The following is a 22,524-nucleotide window of genomic DNA, read 5'->3' as shown; positions in this document are numbered from 1 at the left end:
ACTAAACTCAATGAGTTTAGTTGCTTTAAATTAATCAACTCTTATTTCATAGCCTTTGTGTGTATATTGTTTTATAACCTCTGCCCATAATTCTTCAACACCTGTTTTCTTAAGTGCAGATATAGGGAAGATTTTATCTTCTTTTGATAACTCTAATTTTTTTCTAATTATATTAAAATGTTTTTGATATTGTCCTCTAGATATTTTATCTGCTTTAGTTGCAACTATTACACAATCATATCCAAAGTGTTTTATCCAGTCATACATCATCTTATCTTCATTTGAAGGTTCATGTCTTATATCTACAAGTAGGCAAATAGCACATAGCTCTTCTCTTTCTTGTAAATATCTTTCCATTATAACTCCCCATTTTTCTTTTTCAGATTTAGATAGCTTTGCATATCCGTATCCTGGTAAGTCTACAAAGTAAAACTCTTCATTTATTAGGTAGAAATTTATAGTTCTAGTCTTTCCTGGTGTTTGACTTGTTCTTGCAAAATTTCTTCTATTTAATAAAGTATTTACTGTTGATGATTTTCCAACATTAGATCTTCCAACTAATGCAATTTCTGGTATACCTTCTGCTGGGTATTGACTTTTGTTAACTGCGCTCATTGTAATTTCAGCACTTCTAATTTTCATTTTTTTCACCGTTCCTTAATAATGCATGTTCTAATACTTCGTCCATATGGCTTACTAAAACAAATTCCATTTCATCTTTTACCTTTTGAGGTATTTCATCTAAGTCTGCTTCACACTCTTGCGGTAATAAAACTTTAGTTATACCTGCTCTATGTGCTGCAAGAAGTTTTTCTTTAACTCCTCCAACAGCTAGGACTCTACCTCTTAAAGTTATCTCTCCTGTCATAGCAACATTGTTTCTAACTGGTATGTTAGTTAATGCTGATATAACGCCTAGAGCCATAGTTATACCTGCAGACGGTCCATCCTTAGGTACTGCTCCTTCTGGTAAATGTATGTGTATATCATTTTCTTTATAGAAGTTTGGATTTATATCAAATCTGTCTGCTATAGATCTTATATAAGATATACCTGTTTGAGCAGATTCCTTCATTACATCTCCTAGTTTTCCTGTTAAAACTATCTGACCTTTTCCTTTTAACACATTTACTTCTGTTGTTAAAGTTTCTCCTCCAACAGCTGTCCATGCTAGTCCTGTAACAACTCCAACCTCTGGCTCTTTACCTGCAACTTGATGTCTTACTTTTTGTTTTCCTAAGTAGTCTTCTAAATTGTCTTTGTTTACTACTATCTCTTCTATAGATTCATCTTCTACATATTTTCTAGCAGCTTTTCTACATATTGTTCCAAGAGTTCTCTCTAAACCTCTAACTCCTGCTTCTCTTGTATAGCTACTTATTATTTCAAGCATAGTTTCATCATCTATTTTTATAAACTCTTCTTTTAAAGCATGTTCTTTTATTTGTTTTGGTAATAAATACTTTTTAGCTATATTTAATTTTTCTTCTTCAATATAACCTGATATTTCTATTATTTCCATTCTATCAAGTAATGGTCTTGGTATAGTACTTAATGTATTTGCAGTTGTAACAAATAGTATTTTAGATAAATCAAAAGGAACTTCTAAGTAGTGATCCACAAAGTCTTTGTTTTGCTCTGGATCTAAAACCTCTAGCATAGCTGCCGCTGGATCTCCTTTAAAGTCTGATGACATCTTATCTATTTCATCTAATAAGAATACAGGATTTTTAGTTTTTGCTTCTTTTAATCCATTAACTATTCTTCCTGGAAGAGCTCCTACATAAGTTCTTCTATGTCCTCTTATTTCAGCTTCATCCCTAACTCCACCTAAAGAAATTCTAACGAATTTTCTATCTAGTGAATTTGCTATAGACTTAGCTATAGATGTTTTACCAACACCTGGAGGTCCAACTAAACATAATATAGGCCCTTTTAGACTCTTTGATAATTGTCTAATTGCTAAATATTCTATTATTCTTTCTTTTACTTTATCTAATCCATAATGTTCTTCATTTAATATTTCTTCAGCTCTTTTTATATCTAACTTATCTTTAGTTTCTTTATTCCAAGGTAATGAGAATATAGTATCTAAGTAAGTTCTACTTACAGCTAAATCAGGAGCCATAGGAGAAATTTTAGAGAACTTGTCTATTTCTTTTGATATCTTTTCTTTAGTTTCTTTAGAAGCTTTCATCTTATGAAGTTTTTTTCTATATTCATCTGTTTCAGAATCTATATCTTCATCTTCTCCTAATTCTTTTTGTATAGCTTTTAACTGTTCTCTAAGATAATATTCTTTTTGAACTTTGTTCATACTTTTCTTTACTTTTAAAGCTATTTTCTTCTCTATTTTTAATAACTCAATTTCTTCTAATAATGTTCTTAGAATTAATTCTAGTCTAGCTTGAATATCAAATTCATCTAATATTGCTTGTTTTTGATCTGGCTTTAAGAACATATTTGCAGCTATTGTATCTACAAATCTATTTTCATTATCCATTTCAGCTAGATTTATAAGAATTTCTGGTGAAACTCTATTACTTATATTTATATACTCTTCAAAAGCATCAAATACATTTCTAACAGTTGCTTGTACCTCTTTATCTTCATTTATGCTTTCAACATCATAAACAGCTTCTTCTATAGCAACTTTTATATATGGTTCGTCTTGCACAAACTCTGTTATAGTTCCTCTAGATATACCTTCAACTAGTACTCTGACCCCTTCTCCTGGTAATTTTACCAGTTGTTTCACTTTACATATAGTACCCGTATGATAATAGTCATCTTCTGTAGGTATATCTATTGATGAATCTTTTTGAGCTGTTAAGAATATCATTTCATCATCAGCCATAGCTTCATCTAATGCCTTTAGAGAAATTTCTCTACCTACATCAAAGCTTAGTATCATATATGGGAATATAGCCAATCCTCTTAGCGGGATTAACGGTAATTCACGTTCTATTATAGTATAATTTTTATCCATGCTAACATCACTCCTTCCAAATGCTAGATTGCGTCACTTTATTTATTATATATTTACATAATTGAATTTTCAACAACATTAGCTATTTCTTAATCATTTCAATCCATTTATTACTATTATGTTATAATAATATTACTTATATACCAAATTTTAATGTGGAGGATTTTATGTTTAAACTTTTCTTAACATTTTTAAAAATAGGTGCATTTACCTTTGGTGGTGGTTATGCTATGGTTCCTTTGATAGAAGATGAGCTTGTCACAAAGCAAAATCTATTAACTCAACAAGAGTTTATTGACTATCTATCTATCGCCCAAAGCTATCCAGGTGTACTAGGTGCAAACATCTCTATTTTATTGGGTTATAGGCTTTATAAAATTCCAGGTGTTTTAGTTTGTACATTAGGTTCAATACTTCCATCATTTTGTATAGTGTTAGTATTATCATATTTTTATTTCAACAACCAAAGCTCAGATATTTTAAATGGGTTCTTTTCTGGAGTAAATCCAGTCGTTATAGCTTTAATACTTTACTCATTTGTAAATATGTTTAATAAATTACCCAAATCTAAGAAAAATATATCATTTTTAATTATATCATTCTTTTGTGTAGGTGTATTTAATATCAGTCCAATATATTTAATAATATTAGGAGGTGTTTACGCTCTATGTCAAAAGTCTTAATGTTATTCCTAATATTCTTTAAAATAGGTAGTTTTAGTTTTGGTGGAGGCTATGCTATGCTTCCCTTTATTCAACAAGAATTTATAGATAAATACCACTTTATTACCAACAAAGAATTTTTAGATTTATTGGCATTATCCCAATCTACTCCAGGTCCTATCGCTATAAATAGTGCTACCTTTATAGGATTTAAAGCAGGAGGTTTTTGGGGATCTTTAGCTTCAAGTATTGGTGTTGTATTATTTTCAGTAATAGGTCTCACAATAATTGCAAGCCTATTTGATAAATTTAAAGATAATGAAAAAGTTGAAAAAATTCTTTCTGTTTTACGTCCAATAACCTTAGGTTTTATATTATCGGCAGTATTTTCATCTGCTACAGGAATAACTTGGGGTCTTTATGATATTATAGCTTTTATATCAGCATTTTACTTATTATACACAAAAAAAGTTGGCTCAATAGCCATCGTGTTTATATATGGATGCATAGGTATTTTACTATCTTTTTTTTAAAATAAAAAGGAGCTTAATTAGCTCCTTTTTTTATGCACTTTCTTCTTCATCTTTTAAAACAATAACTGGATCAGAATCTTGTTTAACAGACTCTTCTGTCAGTATTATTTTCTTTATATCATCTCTAGATGGTATTTCATACATTATATCCATCATTATATTTTCAACAATACTTCTTAGACCTCTTGCACCCGTATTTCTTTCAATAGCTTTTTTAGCTATTGCTCTAAGTGCAGCATCTTCAAATTCAAGTTCAACTCCATCTAATTCAAATAGTTTTTGGAATTGTTTTACTAAAGAGTTCTTAGGCTCTTTTAGTATACTTACTAGTGCATCTTCATCTAATAATTCTAAAGTTGCAACTACAGGAATTCTACCTATAAATTCTGGTATTATACCAAATTTAAGTAAGTCTTCTGTTTGAACTTGTGCATAAATTTTTCCAAGGTCCATATCTTTTTTACTTTCTATCTTAGCTCCAAATCCTAGTGTTTTTTCGCCGCCTCTTTTTTGAATTATTCTTTCTATTCCATCAAAGGCTCCTCCTAATATAAATAGTATATTAGTAGTATCTAGCTTTAAGAACTCTTGGTGTGGATGCTTTCTTCCACCTTGTGGTGGAACATTAGCTACAGTTCCTTCTAAGATTTTTAGTAGAGCCTGTTGAACACCTTCTCCACTAACATCTCTAGTTATAGATGGATTTTCTGATTTTCTAGCTATCTTATCTATCTCATCTATATATATTATACCTCTTTCAGCTTTCTCTATATCAAAGTCTGCTGCTTGTATAAGCTTTAATAATATATTTTCAACATCTTCTCCAACATATCCAGCTTCAGTTAGTGATGTTGCATCTGCCATTGCAAATGGAACATTTAAAGTTTTAGCTAGTGTTTGAGCAAGAAGCGTTTTTCCTGATCCAGTGGGTCCTAATAAAAGTATGTTACTTTTTTGTATCTCAACATCTTTATTAGTTCCTTTGTTTTTTCCATAGATTCTTTTATAATGATTGTAAACAGCTACTGATAAAGCTTTTTTAGCTTTTTCTTGTCCTATTACATAATCATTAAGAGTGTTCATCATTTCTTTTGGTTTCGGTAAGTTTACAGTTTCCTCTTCTGTTGTTTCTTCAACTTCTTCTTGAATTATTTCATCACATAATTCAACACATTCATCGCATATATACACATTTGGACCTGCAATAAGTCTTCTAACTTGTTCTTGGTTTTTACCGCAGAATGAACATTTTAATTGTCTCTTATCTTCATATTTTGACATATTAACACCTCTCTTATCTACGGTCTTTTAGTAATTACTTCATCTATTAAGCCGTATTGTTTAGCTTCTTCAGCACTCATGAAGTTATCACGTTCAGTATCCATTTTTAATTTTTCTATAGACTGGCCTGTTCTTTCAGCTAATATAGAATTTAACGTTTGTTTCATTTTTACTATTCTATTTGCATGTATTTCTATATCTGTCGCTTGCCCTCTTGTTCCTCCTAGTGGTTGATGTATCATTATTTCACTATTTGGAAGTGCATATCTTTTTCCTTTTTCTCCTGCTGCTAATAAGAATGCTCCCATAGATGCAGCCATTCCTATACATATAGTTGATACATCTGGTTTTATATATTGCATAGTATCATATATTGCCATACCAGCAGTTATACTTCCTCCTGGAGAGTTTATATATAAGTGTATATCTTTATCTGGGTCTTCTGCCTCTAGGAATAATAACTGAGCTACTACAAGTCCTGCTGTAGCATCATTTACTTCATCACCCAAAAATATTATTCTATCTTTTAGAAGTTTTGAATATATATCGTAAGATCTTTCTCCTCTTCCTGTTTGTTCTACTACTACAGGTACTAATGCCATGGATTATACCCCCTATCATAATTATCTATATATACAATATACAGTAGCTGTAACAGCTACTGTATGAAATATACCTATAATGATTAAACTAATTTAGCACTATCAACTAATGAATCTATTGTTTTTCTTATTTTTAATTGACCTTTTATATCTTCTAAGTCAGTTGGTCTCATTACTGATTTTATTTTTTCAACTTCCATGTTGTACATTTTAGCCATTTTTTCAACTTCAGCTTCAACATCAGCTTCAGAAACTTCTACATTTTCAGCTTTAGCTATAGCTTCTAATATTAAAGATGATTTAACTAACTTTGTAGCTTCTTCTCTCTTTTCATTTCTTAAATCTTCCATTGATCTTCCTGTCATTTGTAATAATTGCTCTAATTGTAATCCTTGGTATTGTAATTGGTAGTTAAGCTCCATTAACATGTTATTTATTTGAGTTTCAACCATTGCATTTGGAACTTCTACTTCTGTACCTTCAGATATTTTTTCAACTAAAGAATTTCTCATTTCAGCATCTGCTCTATTTTTAGCTTCTTCTTCTACTTTAGCTTTTAAATCATTCTTTAATTCTTCTAATGTATTGAATTCTGTTGTATCAGCTGCAAATTCATCATTTAATTCTGGTAATTCTTTGCTTTGTACATTCTTTACAACAACTTTGAAAGTAGCTGGCTTTCCTGCTAAGTTTTCAGCATGATATTCAGCTGGGAACTCAACGTTTACTTCAACTTCTTCACCTTTGTTTTTACCTATTAATTGCTCTTCGAATCCTGGTATGAATGTGTTTGATCCTATAACTAAGCTATAGTCTTCTCCTTTTCCACCTTCAAATGCAACACCATCTACAAATCCTTCGAAGTCTATAACAGTATTGTCTCCATTTTCTATAGCTCTACCTTCAACATCTACTAATCTTGAAGCTTTATTTCTCATTTCATCTAATCTTAAAGTTACTTCATCTTCATTTACAGTATAGTCAGGTTTTGCTATTTCTATACCTTTGTATGATCCAAGTTCGAACTCTGGCTTAACTTCTACATTAACAACCATTACTAATCCGTTGTCTTTGCTTATTTCTTCTATGTCTAAGTCAGGTCTATCTATTGGATCTATGTTTAACTCATCTAAAGCTGATGGATATATTTCTGGGAATAACATATCTATAGCATCGTTGTAGAATACTCCTTTTCCATATTGAGATTCTATTATTTGCTTAGGTGCTTTACCTTTTCTAAATCCTGGTATATTAAATTTACCTTTGTTTTTGTTGTAAGCTTTTGTTACTGCACCTTCAAATTTATCATTATCAACTGTTAGTTTAAAAGTAACTTTGTTACCTTCTTTCTTAAGTAATTCTGCTTTCATTATTATTAATCCTCCTATTGATTATGTATTCTTTTATATATAGTATAATAGATTTCGTTACTATAATTTTACTATTTTATTATAACACATTCTTTTTTTTATTTACAAGTACCGCATTGATATGAACTAGCTTTGAAAATCGCCTTATTTCATCGCATTTCGACCAAAATATCCACCTCTGACGTTCTTGATTTCAGATACTGCTACAAATGCCCTAGAATCATAGCTATTTATAGTATTTTGGAAATTATGAAGGTGCTTTCTATCTAAAACAACTTGTAGTATATACTTTACGCCTTCTCTTCCTCTACCTTCTATGACAGTAACTCCAAAACCATGCTGTCTTAAGTACTCTGCAAATTGATCTACATCTTCACCAGTGAAAACTTGAGCTGTTATTAATCCTATTGCAAGTTTTTCCTCAAGTGTGATTCCAACTACGTTACCTGTTGCAAATCCAAGCGCATATGACATTACTTTTACTATGTCCCCCATGTCACCTAACACTTTATCCATAGCAAATAGGTATATTAAAATTTCAAGAAACCCAATGCAAAACGCAAGTTTCTTTTTACCTTTTACTACAAATATAGTCCTAATTGTTGCTAATGTTACATCTGAACATTTAGCCAAAAATATGAGTAAATACCCCAAAACAAATTCCATTTACTAATCCCCCTAAATTATTTTTATAACCTTATCTCATCAATACTCACATTATCACTAGATATTTCTAATATAACAAAACTTCTATAATTTACTCCTCTTGGTAATGATATGCTACCTGGATTTATATATAGTATGTTATTTTTTTCTTTTATTACTGGTGTATGCGTATGCCCAAATATAACAATATCTGCACATATATTTTTAGCTTTTTCATGTAATTGTTCAAGTCCATATTTAACGCCATACTTATCCCCATGACAAACAAATATATTTTTATTTTCTATCTCAAACTCTAATTCATCTTCTGTATTTTCAAAATCGCAGTTCCCTCTAACTGCCATCATCGAAACTCCAGTCATCTTATGAATATATTTTGAATCTATAAAATTATCTCCTGCATGTATAATTAAGTCACATTCTTTTAAATATGGAATAGTTTTATCTATAAACCTATTCATTCTATGAGTGTCACTTATTACCCCAATTTTCATTACTTCACTATCCTTTTATTAAATTCATCTTTCATAAGTTTTAAAGAATTTGCTCTATGACTTATTGAATTTTTTATTGAACTAGGTAATTCTCCAAATGTCTTATTATATTGATTCACTATAAATAATGGATCATATCCAAATCCATTTTCACCTTTTTCTTCAAATGCTATAGTTCCTTCACAAGTTCCTCTTACTACAAACTCTTTTCCACTTGGGAATACTACAGCTATAGCTGATACAAATCTTCCTGTTCTTTGGCTCATAGGTACATTTTTCATAGCTTTTACAAGTTTTTCTCTATTTTGCTCATCAGTTGCATTTTCTCCTGCATATCTAGCTGAGTAAACCCCTGGCTTTTTACCTAAAGCATCCACTTCAAGACCAGAATCATCTGCAACTGCTACCATATTTGTAGCTTTAGCTATAGTTCTAGCTTTTATAAGAGCATTATGCTCAAATGTATGACCATCCTCTACTATTTCTATTCCTGCTAAATCCACATCTTTAAGAGAATATATTTTACAATCAAAATCATTTAGTATAGCTGAAATTTCTTCTAATTTATGAGCATTATTTGTAGCTATAACAACCTCATCTGGAATTTCTTCTCCAAGAACTTCACTTGCTATTTTTCCTAATGCTTTTCTTTGAACTTTAATAAGCTCTTTATTTCCTTTTTCTCCTAATTCAAGTAATGCATTTAAATCTTTTCTAGTAAATGGAGATTCTTCTCCTGTTCCTTGAACCTCTACAAATTCACCTTTGTCTGTCATTATAACATTCATATCAACATGTGCATTTGAATCTTCTTCATAGCATAAATCTAAAACATGTTCTCCATTAACTATACCTACACTTATAGCTGATACAAAGTTTCTTATAGGTAAAGTTCTTATTTGTTTATTTTCATATAAAGAATATAAAGCTTCTGCTACTGCTACAAAAGCTCCTGTTATAGATGCTGTTCTAGTTCCTCCATCAGCTTGAATTACATCACAATCTACCCATATAGTTCTCTCTCCTATTTTAGATAAATCAATAACTGATCTTATAGCTCTTCCTATTAATCTTTGTATTTCTTGAGTTCTTCCATCAACTTTACCTCTTGATGACTCTCTTATTTTTCTTTGGTGTGTAGATCTTGGTAACATAGAATACTCTGCATTTATCCATCCAGTTCCTGAATTTCTTAAGAAAGGAGGTACTTTATCTTCTATAGAAGCTGTACAGATAACTTTAGTTTCTCCCATTTCAATTAATACAGACCCCTCTGCATATCTAGTAAAGTTTCTAGTTATTTTAACTGGTCTTATTTCATCATTTTTTCTACCATCAATTCTCGTCATTTATATTACCTCTTTCAAACATTTTTTAATACCTAGGAAATTGCATTTAGCCTTGAACTATTATAAAAGTAATTTCCAACTTATAAATTTGAGCAACGGACCTGGTTTTTAAGGTCGTTGGCGACATGAGCAAAGCGAATTTTTTTATAGCGAATTCAGACTAATTAACTTACCCGAACTGTAACTCAAATATTGTATATACTATAATATATTAGCATTATTTAACCCTAAATAGTAGTTATTTATTAATATAATTTCCCCAATATTTTTACTTAATAACTTCTTGAACTTCTTCTTTTGAGCTTAAGTTTAATATATCTAAAAACTTAGCTTCATCAATAACTTTGACTCCTAATTCATTAGCCTTTGTAAGCTTTGATCCTGCCTCTTCTCCAGCTAAAACAAATGTTGTAGATTTACTTACACTAGAAGTTGCTTTTCCTCCTCTTGCCTCAATCATTTCTTTTGCATCATTTCTTTTTAAAGTAGGTAAAGTACCTGTTAATACAATCTTCATTCCTTCAAAAATATTAACTATGGATTCATCTTTGTTTTTTATAGATTCTGTATTAACTCCAGACTCTTTTAATTTATTTATAACCGTCATATTTTTTTCTTCTTTAAAGAACTCAACAACACTGTTTGCCATTATATCTCCAAATTCTTCAAGATTAGTTAACTGAAATGCATCTGCATTTATTATTTCATCTAAACTATCAAAATTCTTAGCTAAAACTTTTGCACCTTTAACTCCTATATATTTAATACCTAATCCATTTATTAATCTATATAACTCATTTTGTTTAGATTTTTCTATTGCTTTAATTAAATTTTCAGCTGATTTTTCGCCCATTCTTTCTAAGTTTATTACATCTTCTTTTTTTATGTAATAAAGGTCAGCTATATCTTTAATTATATTATTATCAAGTAATAATCCAACTATAGATTCTCCTAGTCCTTCTATATTCATTGCATCTCTTGAAGCAAAGTGTATTATTCCTCTTCTAATTTGAGCTGGACAACTAATATTTATGCACTTAACTGCAGCTTCTCCCTCTAATCTAACAGTAGGTTCTGAGCATACAGGGCATTTATCAGGGAATTTAAATTCTATTTCATTTCCATCTCTATCATCTTTAACAACTTGAACCACTTGTGGTATTATATCTCCAGCTTTTTGAACTAAAACTGTATCTCCAATTTTTATGTCTTTTTCATTTATATAATCTTCATTATGTAAAGTTGCACGAGAAACTGTTGTTCCAGCTAATCTAACTGGTTCAAGTATAGCTGTAGGCGTTATAGTTCCTGTTCTACCAACTTCAACTATAATATCTATAAGCTTCGTTTTCTTTTGCTCTGCAGGGAATTTATATGCAATTGCCCATCTTGGACTTTTAGCTGTATAACCCATAATCTCTCTTTGTTGTAAATCATTAACTTTAATAACCATTCCATCTATTTCAAATGGTAGTTTTGATCTATTTTCTGTCCAATATTCAATATGTTCTATAACGCCCTCTATATTTGAACAAACTTTGTAATCTGTGCTAACCTTGAATCCTAAGTTTTTAAGATATTCTAATGATTCACTATGACTTTTTAAATTTGTATTTTCAATATACTCTAGGTTAAATATAAATATATCTAAAGGTCTTTTAGCTGTTAACTTAGAATCTAACTGTCTTAAAGTTCCTGCTGCTAAATTTCTAGGGTTAGCAAATAATTGAAGGCCTTGTTCTTCTTGTAATTCATTTATTTTTTCGAAATTTTGCTTAGATATATATACTTCTCCTCTTACTACAACTTCTTCTGTGTCATTAATTTTTAAAGGTATAGTCTTTACTGTTCTTAAGTTTTCTGTTATATCTTCTCCAACTACTCCATTACCTCTTGTTGCTCCCTTTTCAAAAACTCCATTTTTATATGTTAACCCAACTGATAATCCATCTATTTTGAATTCAACTACGTATTCAACACTATCATCAGCTAATTCTCTTACTCTTTTATCAAAATCTTTTAAATCCTTATCTGAGTAAGCATTTGATAAACTAAGCATAGGTATTTTATGTGTTATTTGCGTAAATTTATCTAAAGGCTTACCTCCTACCCTACTACTTGGTGAATCCGCTCTTTTTATTTGAGGATTTTCTTCTTCAATTTTTATAAGTTCTTTCATTAAATTATCATATTCATAATCTGATATCTCAGGAGCATCATCATTATAGTATTTATTGCTATGATAGTTTATTTGATCTATCAATTCATCCATTCTAGTTTTTATCTCCATATAAATCACCTCTTTTAAAATCTATGTAAATCGTACTAATTTCAATGCAATACTATCTTAGTATACCATAATTTTCTTCTTAAAATTACAACTAAACTATTAATATCCTTTTTGAATATTTACAACGTTTTTAAGCTCTTTATTGTTTATGTAATTCTTTAAATTTTCATATATAGTATTAAATGTTCTACTTCTATTTTTATCAGATATCCATGAATTATGAGGGGTTATAGTTACATTTTCAAATTCCCAAAGTTTATTTTCTTTATTTAATGGTTCACTTTCAAATACATCTAAACAAACACCTTTAAACTTACTTATATTATTGATTAAATCATTTTCATTTATTATGTTTCCTCTACCAACATTTATAATTACCGATCCATTTTTCATAGTTTTTAATTTTTCATCATTAATCATTCCTATAGTTTCTTTTGTTGATGGCAAGGTAATAACTACTACATCACATTTTTTTAACCCTTCGTTTATATTTCCTATAGATATACATTCATCAAATCCTACAACGTCTCTACCATCTGTATTAACTCCATAAACATATACTCCAAATGCTTTTAGCCTATCAGCAGCATTTTTTGCAATTGTACCAGTTCCTATAAACATTACTTTTTTATCAGTTAGTTCTTCTAAGTTTATATCTAATTTCCACTTCTTTTGTGCTTGATTTTCATACATTTGTTTTGTATTTTTATATACATTTAAAATATACATAACTATATATTCAGCCATAGGAATACTATAATTTCCTTTGTTATTACATACCGTAATATTATTTTTTATAATTTCATCTTTTGGTATTTGATCTATTCCAACACTACTTAATTGAATTAGTTTCAAATTTTCTAGTTTCGATATATCAAGTGTGTTAAATGGATTATAACCTACTAGCACTTCAATATCTTTATTTTCATTATTTACTTCAGCCTTGGATTCCTTCATATATATCACTTCATATCCTAAATTTACTAATTTACTTATTTCATTATCCTCATATTTATTTGTAACTAATAATTTCATAAAACATCTCCTCCCATATCTAATAGTTAATTATATTTTATCTTAAAAATAAAAGTCCTTTAATTATTAAATAATTAAAGGACTTAATCTATTTTATATAAATACACTATATATTAGAATGCCATCACTGAGGTGTTTTGTGTATTTATTTAATAATATATTGTCCAGTTTTTAATTTTTGATTCTTAAGAAATTATAAGCTTTTAATGTATATAATTTCCAAATTATAAATTTGAACAACGGACCTGTTTTTTATTTATATATTATAGTTTATATTTTCAAATATAAGTTAATACTTTTAATATGATAATATTTTTTAAGGGGTGATTTTATGCTTAAACTTCATCATGACGATAGTTTAAGATATTATATTGAAAATTATAAAATAAATAATATGTTTGATGTAAATTTGAACTCTCATATGGAGCTTCATTGTTTTAATAAAAATGAACTTATAGTTCTTAAAAATACAACTCCAGATTACTTATATTTTCTCGTAGAGGGAACTACTATTAAATTAGAAAATTCTTTTGATAATAATAATATACTTAAATCTTCTATAAATAATTTAAATATTATTGGCTCTTTAGAAATATTTACAGAAAATAAATTTGAATATAGTTTAAGAGCTTTAGATGAATGTATTTTTATAGGAATACCTGTGTCAATTATAAAAGATGTAGCATTTAAAGACCCTACTTTCCTATCATATTTTTGTAAGAGTTTTGCAAACTCTATTTACAATAATGATTTAGAAACAAGTTTTTTAAAAAAAGAAAAAGATGCTATATAGCATCTTATAAAAGGGAATAGATAGTGTTAAAGTCTATCTATTTTATATAGAGTTTTTTTTGTACTAATAAAACAAAAAAAACCATGAAAGTTTTAAAACCTTCATGGCCTCTTTGAGTCATATGTACTTATACCATAATGATAGCAGAATCATTTAGGCTTCGCAACTACTATATTTAATTATTATAATTTTAAATATCCACTTTTTATTTTTCTATGTATAGTAGAAGAATCTATCCCTATTTGTTTTGATGCTTGTGTAATAGAGCCATACTTATCTATTGCTCTAGGTATAATTATTTGATCTACTATTTTATATGCTTCATTTAAATTTACAATACCATTTACAACTATTGGAGATTTCAAGTCATTTTCCTTAGATAAATCATCTAAATTTATTAGCATGTTAAACTCATCTTCTCCTATCGTATTTTTAACTGATAAAACAACAAATCTTTCGATAATATTTTTCAGTTCCCTTATGTTTCCAGGCCAAGAATGATTATTTAACAATTCCATAACCTTAGGAGAAATGCTTATTTCTCTATTATATTTAGTGTTGTATAAATCTAAGAAATATTCAACTAAAGGCATTATGTCTTCTTTTCTTTCCCTTAATGGAGGTATTTTTATAGGTATAACACTAAGTCTATAATATAAATCCTGTCTAAACTTCAAATTATCATGTAAATCCTCATTTGAAATATTAGTAGCACTTACATACCTTACATCAATTTTTATCGGTTTAGTTCCTCCAACTCTAGTAATCGTATTTTCTTGTATAACTCTAAGTAATTTTTTTTGCATTTGAAGTGGCAATTCGCCTATTTCATCTAAAAATATAGTACCTCCATTTGCTTGCTCAAAAAGACCTTTTTTCCCAGACTTTTTAGCTCCAGTAAAAGAACCTTCTTCATATCCGAAAAACTCTGATTCTAGGAGCTCATTAGGAATTGCACCACAGTTAATTGCTATAAATGGTTTATCCCTTCTATGACTATACTTACATATTTTTCTAGCTATAATTTCTTTTCCTACACCAGACTCTCCAGTTATAAAAATGGAAGAATCAGATGCTGCTGCTCTCTTTACTACATTTTTTATATTATCCATAACTTCACTTTTGCTTATATATTCCGAGTTAGTGGCTGTTGTACAATCTTTGGCGTGAGGAGAATCTAAGTTTATAACTCTAGAAATATCTCTACCAGTTAACACTCCCCCTTTTACTTCTCCCTTGTTATCCCATATAGGAACTGCTGTGTATGCTATAACTTTACCTCCAGGATAAACTATATTTTTATAAGTTTTTTTCTTAACTCCTAGCATATTTAGTATTATCGGTTCTTCTACTAATCCCATATAAACTAGTTTGTCAATTTTTCTCCCAAGAACTTCTTTTCTTTTAAATGGTAATATCTCATCACATAAGCTGTTCATCTTTTCAATAACACCATCTTTATTAAATATAACTACAACTTCATCTATATGTTCAATTATGTCCTCTACAACCTTATCTGTTATCATAGATTTTTCAAATAAATAAATATACTGTAATTCATTTTTATAATCTCTAATCGAATAAACATCTACGAACATATTTAAATCTCTAAGCTGTATTTTTTTTCTATTGTTGGAAAAATAGTCATTTTCATTAAATGTACTGTCCAAAACAGATATATTTGATGGCTTGTCCACATCAACAAAATTAAAAATCTTTTTCATTTGTGCATTAAAATCTAGTATTTCCCCAGTTTCACTGCATAAAATTGCTGGATTTTCTAAGTGATTAATAAAGCCCCTAAAATCATTATACACTCTATTCAGCCCTTCCTTATTTAGTAAATTACACCCCTATTAAATATAAAAAACCATTTTCCTACCTAAGAACATTATATCATCTACAATCCATTAATTATAAAATTATTGTTATTTTTTTATTAAATTTGTCATTTTGTCTAATTTAATATGTTTTTTTATATTTTTATGTAATTGGTACTAATTAAATTTAGCCCTAATTATATACTTAGACGCTAAATTAAATAATCCTTGTATATAATATTAAATCACATTATACACAAGGATTATTTTGATTAGGTTTACTATAATATATAAGTTTTTACGACTAGATTAATTTTATAAAATCTATGCATTAACTAGTTCGATTAAATCATCTACACTATCAAGTTTTTCTGTAAGTAATGGAACTATATCTTTAACATCTCCTACTATACCATAATCTGCTATATCAAGTATTGGAGCTGTTTCATTTTTATTTATAGCTATAATAAAATCAGAGTTTTGCATACCTGCTAAATGTTGTATAGCTCCAGATATACCACAAGCTATATACAGATTAGGTTTAACAGTAGTTCCTGTTTGACCAACTTGATGAGAGTGGTCTATCCATCCAGCGTCAACAGCTGCACGTGATGCTCCTACTACTCCACCTAATTTATCAGCTAATTGTTTTAACATTTCAAATCCTTCAGGACTTCCCATTCCAAGTCCTCCAGATACTATTATATTTGCATCTGTTAAAGATACTAAATCTTTTTTAGTCTTAACAGTTTTTATAACTTCTACTCTTATATCATCTTTACTTAAGTTAAATGATATAGGAACTATTTTTCCATTTCTAGAATCATTTTTCTCTGCTTTTTCCATAACTCCAGGTCTAACTGTAGACATTTGAGGTCTAGTGTTAGGGCATATAATCGTAGCCATTATATTACCACCAAACGCTGGACGAGTTTGTTTTAACTTTTTATCATCTGGATCTATTTCAAGTTTTGTACAATCTGCAGTAAGACCAGTACTTACTCTTGAAGCTATTCTTGGAGCTAAGTCTCTTCCTATATGTGTAGCTCCATAAAGTACTATTTCTGGTTTAAATTCATTTATTGCATCAGTTATAACTTTTGTATAAGCATCAGTTGTGAATTTTTCTAACAATTCATCATCTGCAGTGTAAACTGTATCTGCTCCATAAGCAACTAATTCTTTAGCCATAGAATCTACATTTTTACCTAATAATATTGCACAAAGGTTAACACCTATTTCATCAGCTAATTTTCTACCTTCTCCAAGTAATTCTATTACAACTGGTGTTATTGCACCATCTCTTTGCTCTGCAAACACCCAAACATTTTTGTATGAGCTAAAATCTTTTATATTTTCATTTATATTTGTATTCATCTTAACCTCCAACTTATATAATGTGCTTTTGTTTTAGTCCTACTAGTACCGTATTCACAATATCTTCTGGATTACCTTTAAGTATTTCCCCTTTACCTCTTGGATCTGGTGTAAATGATTTAAATACTTTTGTTGGTGATGCTTTAAGTCCTACTTCTTCTCTATTTACATCTAAATCGTCTATAGTCCAAACTTTTACTTCTGTTTTAAATGCTTTTACTATTTTATCAACAGACATATGTCTTGGTTCATTAAGTTCTTTAACAGCTGTTAAAAGAACAGGTTTTTTTACTTTTATTACTTCGTATCCATCCTCTAATTGTCTTTGTACAGTTACTGTATCTCCATCTATAGAGAAATCTTGCACATATGTAACTTGTGGTATATCAAGTTTTTCAGCAATTTGTGGTCCAACTTGAGCTGTATCCCCATCTATAGCCTGTCTTCCAGCAAATACTATATCATAATCGCCTATCTTTTTGATTCCTGCTGCTATTGTATTTGAAGTTGCCCAAGTATCAGCTCCTCCAAACGCTCTATCACTAAGAAGGATTGCTTCATCAGCACCCATAGCTAAACACTCTCTAAGCATAAAGTCTGCTTGAGGAGGTCCCATAGTTATTACTGTTACTTTTGATCCTTCATGTTCATCTTTTAATCTTAATGCCTGCTCTAATGCATTTGCATCATCAGGGTTTAATATACTTGGAACACCATCTCTTATAAGAGTTCCTGTCTCTTTATTTATTCTAACTTCATTAGTATCTGGAACTTGTTTAACGCAAACTAATATTTTCAAAGTCTTTACCTCCATTTAACTAGTATAAAATATTTTTAAAGGCTTAATTTATTTTAAAATGCTTGAAGATATTACCATTTTTTGAACTTCTGATGTACCTTCATATATAGACATTATTCTAGCATCTCTATATATTCTTTCGATTGGATAATCTTTTATAAATCCATATCCACCATGTAATTGTAATGCTTTATAAGCAACTTCATTTGCTATTTCAGCTGCATAGTATTTAGCCATAGCAGATTCTTTAGTCATATTTACTCCTGCATCTTTCTTTTCAGCTGCATCATAAACTAACCATCTAGCTGCATTTACTTTTGTTTCCATATCAGCTAAAGTAAATTGAGTATTTTGGAATTTAGAAAGTGTTTTCCCAAACTGTACTCTTTCTTTTGTATATTTTATAGCTTCATCAAGTGCACCTTGTGCAATACCTAATGCTTGAGCTGCAACACCTATTCTACCAGCATCAAGAGTATTCATAGCTATTTTAAATCCTATACCTTCTTTTCCTAATAAGTTTTCTTTTGGTACTTTTACATTTTCAAATATTAGGTCTGAAGTTTGAGTTCCTCTTATACCCATTTTATCTTCATGAGCTCCGTGAGAGAATCCTTCCCATTTACTTTCTACTATAAATGCAGATGTTCCTTTTAGACCTTTTGATCTATCTGTAACTGCAATTACTATAGCAACATCACATATAGGAGCATTAGTTATAAATGTTTTTCTTCCATTTAATATATAATAATCTCCATCAAGTTCTGCTGTTGTTTGTTGTGCTGAAGCATCAGATCCTGCTCCTGGTTCTGTAAGACCAAACGCTCCTATCATTTCACCTGATGCGATACCTCTTAAATATTTTTGTTTTTGTTCTTCAGTTCCATAGTTAAGTATCGGTAATGATACTAGAGATGATGCTGCAGTTGCATAAGTTCCAGTTGATGCACATCTTCTACTAAGTTCTTCCATTATTATTGCATATGATACGTAATCTGAACCTGCTCCCCCATATTCTTCAGGTACAGTAACGCTTGTATATTTTGTTTTAGCCATTTTGTCTAATAATTCTCTTGGCATTTCCCCAGTTTTATCAATTTCTTCTGGTAAAGTTGCCAATTCTCTACTTACGAAGTCTCTTACTGCTTTTCTTAAAAGTTCTTTCTCCTTATTAAATAACATATTCTCCTCCATTTTATATTCTAAAATTTTTGATATGAGATATTATTAAAAACGAAATCCTTATAAATAATTTCTAGAATCAATATTTAGTTTATTAAATATAAAGATTTCGCTTGTTACAAATATAAATTTTAGGCGAAGCTAAGCATCTCAGAGAAGGCTTGCACACGAGTTCTTACTTGCTCATTGTTTGATGTCTGTTGATCTACTTCTATATATAAAGTAGGAATATCGCTTGATTCTATATCCTTTTTAACTACTGGATAATCATATTCCTCTGGATCACAGAATTTCATCATACAGAATACTACCCCATCTGCTCCTTTAGCTTTTACTTCATCAGCTATCATAGAACCACGTTTTTTATCTGGATCATAAGCTAATGAACAGCCTTCTACATTTGACCATTGTCTTGCTAATCTTTCTAAAGCATCTTTTCCATCTGGAACTAAAGTTCTAAATTGTCTAGATTCTTGAGCTAAATCATCTGCAACAACTGTTATATTATTTTCTTCTAATATCTCTAAGATATCTTTTGAGTCCAGTGATATACCAGTAAGTACAACTTTGCTTCCTGTACATTCTTCAACTTGCATTTTATTTAGTTTAGATATAAGGTTTTTAACTAAATCAGTATGTTCCTCTTTTCTCATAAAGAATCCACTTTTTATAACTAAGTTTCTAACTGAAGGTTTTATTGTTTTTGAATACTTAGGAGCTAACGCTACAAACTCTTGCATTACTCTTCTATGTTCATTGTAAACTTCTATACTTTCATGTAATTTTTCTTCTGTTATTTCATGACCACATATTTTTTCTAATTCTTTTTTTACATGTTTAAATTCATTAACTAAGTATTTTACCCCTGAGTCTAGTTTTCTATTTTGTGGATAAACTAAAGCTATATAAGGTACTTGTGGAACTGCTACCTTCCAGTTTTGACCTAAACATATTAATGTATCGCACATTCCAGGTATTATAACAGCTGAAAGTTCATTGTAAGCTCCTTTAAGTCCATATTCTAGAGATGATTGCATTATTGAACATGCAAATGCTGGAAAATACTGTTTTGCTAGATCTAATTCAGTATGTCCACCCCATATACCTACAGGAAACATTCCTGCTGCATGGATTATTTCTTCTGGACAGTAAACTGGGAAACATCCTATAGCTTTATTTCCAGTATCTTTTTTAAATTTTTTGATAACCTCATTTGGATTATCAATTACCTCTTGCATTCTTGCTAACATAGCTTCCATTATATTTCACCTCTGTTAAGATTTTTTCTCTCATCCATAACTTCAACTAGACCTTGTATTCTAGTTTCAAATTGAGCCTTAGTAAATCCTCTAGGATCTGCTTGGTCTCCATCAAAACCAGCTGATGGTATTCCTGTAATTTCTTCAGTTTTTCTTTGCATTTCATACTGAATTAAACTCATAAGTTTACAGCTTCTATTCATATGATAGAAAGCTCCATCACATTTACCATCTCTTAATGAGTTAACTCTAAACTCTGTCATTTGATCTAAGTTAACATTATTGAACATTCCACTGTAAGCTCTTGCCATTCCATCTAAATCATTAACTTCATATTGAAGAGCCCATGCATGTGGGTAAACACTACCTGTCATATTAACTCCATATTTAGCTAGTGTTTTCATTTTATATCCTATATAAGGCCAACAAGGAATTCCTTCCATCATTATTCTATATTTTTCTTCTCCTCTAAATGTAGAGACTTTATTTCTTTTATTTTCTTCTAATTCATCTATTAAAAGTTTAAATGCTTCTGTAGTTTCCTTTTTACCTCTTGCACAAACTATTACTGCCATATAAGTGAATAAATCAAATCCATTCATTGGAGATGGATCTGAACCTTCAGGTAAACTCATTGAGTATTTCCAAAGTCTACCATTCTCAGCAGATGTCTTCATTACATCTTCAAACTTTTTAGGATCAAATTTTTTGCCTGATATTTTTTCAAGTTGTGTTATAGCTTCTTGGAATTGAGCTTTTATATATTCAACCCTTTCATCTGTAACATGATCTTCATCATTGAAAGGTAAATCTATCATTATCATAGGTATATTTAACTCTTTTGATATATTTTCATACCATTTTATTACTTGGTTACATATATTGTTGCAACATAGTAAAAAGTCTGGCTTTGGCATATCTAAAGTATCACTTTTTCCTTTTTCTAAAAAACCAAAATTTGTTCTAGCATAAGCACATAAATCTATAGAATACCCTTGAGCTTCTGATCTTTCGCATAAATCTAATGATTCTTTTTTTGCAGCTACTCCTGCTGCTTGATTTTCTGGATAACATAAATTTAAATCAAATACCTCTGCTAATTCTTGAGGAAATACTGAAGTTGACCAACCAACAGGTCTACCTTCTTCTTTAGCTTTAAAAGCATTTGCATACTGTTGAGCTAAGAGCTCATTTATTACTGTTTTAGCATCTTTTTTTTCAGACATTTTCATCCCTCTTTACTATTATTTTTTTGTTTCATTGTAGGCATATATAGCTGCTCCTAAGGCACCTGTAAGTTGAGGTATCTCAGGAACTATTATATTAGTCCCTAACTCTCTTTCCATAGCTTTAACGACGCCTGAATTTTTAGCAACTCCTCCAACCATAACTACATCCTCTTTAACTCCAAGTCGCTTTACCAAACTGGCAACCCTTTTAGCAACTGAAGTATGTATTCCTGCAACTATATCCTCTATAGCTATATCATTTGATAAATGTGATATAACTTCTGATTCTGCAAAAACTGTGCATGTATTACTTATGGATACTTCATTTTGAGATCTCATTGATATATCTCCAAGATCAGATACATCCACTTCAACGATTTTTGCCATAACATCTAAAAATCTACCAGTACCTGCTGCACATTTATCGTTCATTAGGAAGTTTAACATAACCCCGTTATTATCTAACTTAAGTGCTTTAGCATCTTGTCCTCCGATATCTATTACTGTTCTAGCTGTAGGTACTAAAAATTTTACACCCTTAGTATGACAACTTAATTCACTTATTTGTTTATGAGTTTCAGCGTATTTCATACGCCCATAACCAGTTACTACAGTATTTTGAATATCAGAACCTTTTATATTAAGCTTTTTATACAAATCTTCAAGAACTCTAGCAGGCCCGCTAGTTCCAGTTCCTGAAGATATTGTAGAGTAAGCTACTATTTCTTTTCCATCTTTTAAAATAAGTCCTTTAGATGCAGTTGACCCTATATCTAATCCCATTGTGTACATTT

20 protein-coding genes are annotated in these 22,524 nt (G+C 29.9%); 3 read left to right on the top strand and 17 right to left on the bottom strand.

Annotated features, from left to right (window positions below):
- Positions 1-30: 30 nt before the first annotated feature.
- Both yihA and lon read right to left on the bottom strand, forming a co-directional pair.
- Positions 31-642 carry a ribosome biogenesis GTP-binding protein YihA/YsxC gene (gene yihA / locus GFJ41_RS07865; protein WP_025162320.1) on the bottom strand — a complete coding sequence of 204 codons (612 nt, stop codon included), beginning with the start codon at positions 640-642 and terminating at the stop codon, positions 31-33.
- Positions 632-2,989, bottom strand: coding sequence for an endopeptidase La (lon, locus tag GFJ41_RS07860; protein ID WP_021430256.1), 2,358 nt, complete (start codon positions 2,987-2,989; stop codon positions 632-634). Before lon ends, yihA begins: the two co-directional genes overlap by 11 nt.
- Before the next feature lie 167 nt (positions 2,990-3,156).
- Between lon and GFJ41_RS07855 the strand changes: the two genes are divergently transcribed.
- A complete protein-coding gene (locus tag GFJ41_RS07855; RefSeq protein ID WP_021430250.1) occupies positions 3,157-3,672 on the top strand; it encodes a chromate transporter in 516 nt (171 codons plus the stop codon).
- Positions 3,657-4,184, top strand: coding sequence for a chromate transporter (locus GFJ41_RS07850; RefSeq protein WP_021434139.1), 528 nt, complete (start codon positions 3,657-3,659; stop codon positions 4,182-4,184). The genes GFJ41_RS07855 and GFJ41_RS07850 overlap by 16 nt, the downstream gene beginning before the upstream one ends.
- A gap of 30 nt (positions 4,185-4,214) precedes the next feature.
- Here the strand turns inward: GFJ41_RS07850 and clpX are convergent, their stop codons facing one another.
- The 8 genes from clpX to GFJ41_RS07810 form a co-directional block, all read right to left on the bottom strand.
- Positions 4,215-5,465, bottom strand: a complete 1,251-nt coding sequence (gene clpX, locus GFJ41_RS07845; protein ID WP_021430344.1) for an ATP-dependent Clp protease ATP-binding subunit ClpX — start codon at positions 5,463-5,465, stop codon at positions 4,215-4,217.
- 17 nt (positions 5,466-5,482) lie between these two features.
- Entirely contained in the window at positions 5,483-6,067 is a 585-nt protein-coding gene (gene clpP, locus GFJ41_RS07840; protein ID WP_021430325.1) for an ATP-dependent Clp endopeptidase proteolytic subunit ClpP, read from the bottom strand.
- A gap of 83 nt (positions 6,068-6,150) precedes the next feature.
- Positions 6,151-7,437, bottom strand: coding sequence for a trigger factor (gene tig, locus GFJ41_RS07835; RefSeq protein WP_170075038.1), 1,287 nt, complete (start codon positions 7,435-7,437; stop codon positions 6,151-6,153).
- A 144-nt stretch (positions 7,438-7,581) separates the two neighbouring features.
- Positions 7,582-8,103 carry a DUF2179 domain-containing protein gene (locus tag GFJ41_RS07830; RefSeq protein WP_021430240.1) on the bottom strand — a complete coding sequence of 174 codons (522 nt, stop codon included), beginning with the start codon at positions 8,101-8,103 and terminating at the stop codon, positions 7,582-7,584.
- 23 nt (positions 8,104-8,126) lie between these two features.
- The gene (locus GFJ41_RS07825) at positions 8,127-8,597 is read right to left on the bottom strand and encodes a metallophosphoesterase (RefSeq protein WP_114542349.1); all 471 of its coding nucleotides are present in this window, start codon (positions 8,595-8,597) and stop codon (positions 8,127-8,129) included.
- Positions 8,597-9,946, bottom strand: a complete 1,350-nt coding sequence (gene rph / locus GFJ41_RS07820; RefSeq protein WP_170075037.1) for a ribonuclease PH — start codon at positions 9,944-9,946, stop codon at positions 8,597-8,599. The genes GFJ41_RS07825 and rph overlap by 1 nt, the downstream gene beginning before the upstream one ends.
- 268 nt (positions 9,947-10,214) lie before the next feature.
- Entirely contained in the window at positions 10,215-12,236 is a 2,022-nt protein-coding gene (ligA, locus tag GFJ41_RS07815) for an NAD-dependent DNA ligase LigA (protein ID WP_170075036.1), read from the bottom strand.
- Between the two features lie 99 nt (positions 12,237-12,335).
- Positions 12,336-13,271, bottom strand: coding sequence for a phosphoglycerate dehydrogenase (locus GFJ41_RS07810; RefSeq protein ID WP_053832115.1), 936 nt, complete (start codon positions 13,269-13,271; stop codon positions 12,336-12,338).
- Positions 13,272-13,602: 331 nt separating this feature from the next.
- Between GFJ41_RS07810 and GFJ41_RS07805 the strand changes: the two genes are divergently transcribed.
- Positions 13,603-14,064, top strand: a complete 462-nt coding sequence (locus GFJ41_RS07805) for a cyclic nucleotide-binding domain-containing protein (protein WP_035117162.1) — start codon at positions 13,603-13,605, stop codon at positions 14,062-14,064.
- Between the two features lie 182 nt (positions 14,065-14,246).
- On the opposite strand, the gene GFJ41_RS07800 is transcribed toward GFJ41_RS07805, so the two are convergent.
- The 7 genes from GFJ41_RS07800 to GFJ41_RS07770 all read right to left on the bottom strand — a co-directional run bounded on the left by GFJ41_RS07800 (position 14,247) and on the right by GFJ41_RS07770 (position 22,522).
- A complete protein-coding gene (locus GFJ41_RS07800; protein WP_226888381.1) occupies positions 14,247-15,788 on the bottom strand; it encodes a sigma-54 interaction domain-containing protein in 1,542 nt (513 codons plus the stop codon).
- 420 nt (positions 15,789-16,208) lie between these two features.
- Positions 16,209-17,261 carry an electron transfer flavoprotein subunit alpha/FixB family protein gene (locus GFJ41_RS07795; protein WP_035117164.1) on the bottom strand — a complete coding sequence of 351 codons (1,053 nt, stop codon included), beginning with the start codon at positions 17,259-17,261 and terminating at the stop codon, positions 16,209-16,211.
- A gap of 13 nt (positions 17,262-17,274) precedes the next feature.
- Complete coding sequence (gene etfB / locus GFJ41_RS07790) at positions 17,275-18,060, bottom strand: electron transfer flavoprotein subunit beta (protein ID WP_035117166.1); 786 nt, start codon at positions 18,058-18,060, stop codon at positions 17,275-17,277.
- A 48-nt stretch (positions 18,061-18,108) separates the two neighbouring features.
- Positions 18,109-19,242: a putative isocaproyl-CoA dehydrogenase AcdB gene (gene acdB, locus GFJ41_RS07785; RefSeq protein ID WP_021430248.1), complete on the bottom strand. Its 1,134-nt coding sequence runs from the start codon at positions 19,240-19,242 to the stop codon at positions 18,109-18,111.
- Positions 19,243-19,373: 131 nt separating this feature from the next.
- Positions 19,374-20,501, bottom strand: coding sequence for a (R)-2-hydroxyisocaproyl-CoA dehydratase subunit beta (gene hadC / locus GFJ41_RS07780; protein ID WP_170075035.1), 1,128 nt, complete (start codon positions 20,499-20,501; stop codon positions 19,374-19,376).
- The gene (gene hadB, locus GFJ41_RS07775) at positions 20,501-21,727 is read right to left on the bottom strand and encodes a (R)-2-hydroxyisocaproyl-CoA dehydratase subunit alpha (RefSeq protein ID WP_021430236.1); all 1,227 of its coding nucleotides are present in this window, start codon (positions 21,725-21,727) and stop codon (positions 20,501-20,503) included. The genes hadC and hadB overlap by 1 nt, the downstream gene beginning before the upstream one ends.
- 18 nt (positions 21,728-21,745) lie before the next feature.
- Positions 21,746-22,522: an acyl-CoA dehydratase activase gene (locus GFJ41_RS07770; RefSeq protein ID WP_021430301.1), complete on the bottom strand. Its 777-nt coding sequence runs from the start codon at positions 22,520-22,522 to the stop codon at positions 21,746-21,748.
- Positions 22,523-22,524 lie beyond the last annotated feature (2 nt).

The sequence above is a fragment of the Paraclostridium dentum genome (genome assembly GCF_012922555.1).
Classification (GTDB): domain Bacteria; phylum Bacillota; class Clostridia; order Peptostreptococcales; family Peptostreptococcaceae; genus Paraclostridium; species Paraclostridium dentum.
Note: the sequence above shows the minus strand (reverse complement) of the source record. Positions and strands in the feature narration are given on the sequence as shown.

Bases quoted from the DNA above. Each gene is read 5' to 3' on its own strand.
- GFJ41_RS07850 (WP_021434139.1), top strand. From the start codon at position 3,657: ATGTCAAAAGTCTTAATGTTATTCCTAATATTCTTTAAAATAGGTAGT.
- GFJ41_RS07800 (WP_226888381.1), bottom strand. From the start codon at position 15,788: ATGAAAAAGATTTTTAATTTTGTTGATGTGGACAAGCCATCAAATATA.
- hadC (WP_170075035.1), bottom strand. From the start codon at position 20,501: ATGGAAGCTATGTTAGCAAGAATGCAAGAGGTAATTGATAATCCAAAT.
- acdB (WP_021430248.1), bottom strand. From the start codon at position 19,242: ATGTTATTTAATAAGGAGAAAGAACTTTTAAGAAAAGCAGTAAGAGAC.
- lon (WP_021430256.1), bottom strand. From the start codon at position 2,989: ATGGATAAAAATTATACTATAATAGAACGTGAATTACCGTTAATCCCG.
- GFJ41_RS07830 (WP_021430240.1), bottom strand. From the start codon at position 8,103: ATGGAATTTGTTTTGGGGTATTTACTCATATTTTTGGCTAAATGTTCA.
- GFJ41_RS07810 (WP_053832115.1), bottom strand. From the start codon at position 13,271: ATGAAATTATTAGTTACAAATAAATATGAGGATAATGAAATAAGTAAA.
- GFJ41_RS07805 (WP_035117162.1), top strand. From the start codon at position 13,603: ATGCTTAAACTTCATCATGACGATAGTTTAAGATATTATATTGAAAAT.
- GFJ41_RS07855 (WP_021430250.1), top strand. From the start codon at position 3,157: ATGTTTAAACTTTTCTTAACATTTTTAAAAATAGGTGCATTTACCTTT.
- GFJ41_RS07825 (WP_114542349.1), bottom strand. From the start codon at position 8,597: ATGAAAATTGGGGTAATAAGTGACACTCATAGAATGAATAGGTTTATA.
- tig (WP_170075038.1), bottom strand. From the start codon at position 7,437: ATGAAAGCAGAATTACTTAAGAAAGAAGGTAACAAAGTTACTTTTAAA.
- yihA (WP_025162320.1), bottom strand. From the start codon at position 642: ATGAAAATTAGAAGTGCTGAAATTACAATGAGCGCAGTTAACAAAAGT.
- hadB (WP_021430236.1), bottom strand. From the start codon at position 21,727: ATGTCTGAAAAAAAAGATGCTAAAACAGTAATAAATGAGCTCTTAGCT.
- clpP (WP_021430325.1), bottom strand. From the start codon at position 6,067: ATGGCATTAGTACCTGTAGTAGTAGAACAAACAGGAAGAGGAGAAAGA.
- GFJ41_RS07770 (WP_021430301.1), bottom strand. From the start codon at position 22,522: ATGTACACAATGGGATTAGATATAGGGTCAACTGCATCTAAAGGACTT.
- rph (WP_170075037.1), bottom strand. From the start codon at position 9,946: ATGACGAGAATTGATGGTAGAAAAAATGATGAAATAAGACCAGTTAAA.
- GFJ41_RS07795 (WP_035117164.1), bottom strand. From the start codon at position 17,261: ATGAATACAAATATAAATGAAAATATAAAAGATTTTAGCTCATACAAA.
- clpX (WP_021430344.1), bottom strand. From the start codon at position 5,465: ATGTCAAAATATGAAGATAAGAGACAATTAAAATGTTCATTCTGCGGT.
- ligA (WP_170075036.1), bottom strand. From the start codon at position 12,236: ATGGAGATAAAAACTAGAATGGATGAATTGATAGATCAAATAAACTAT.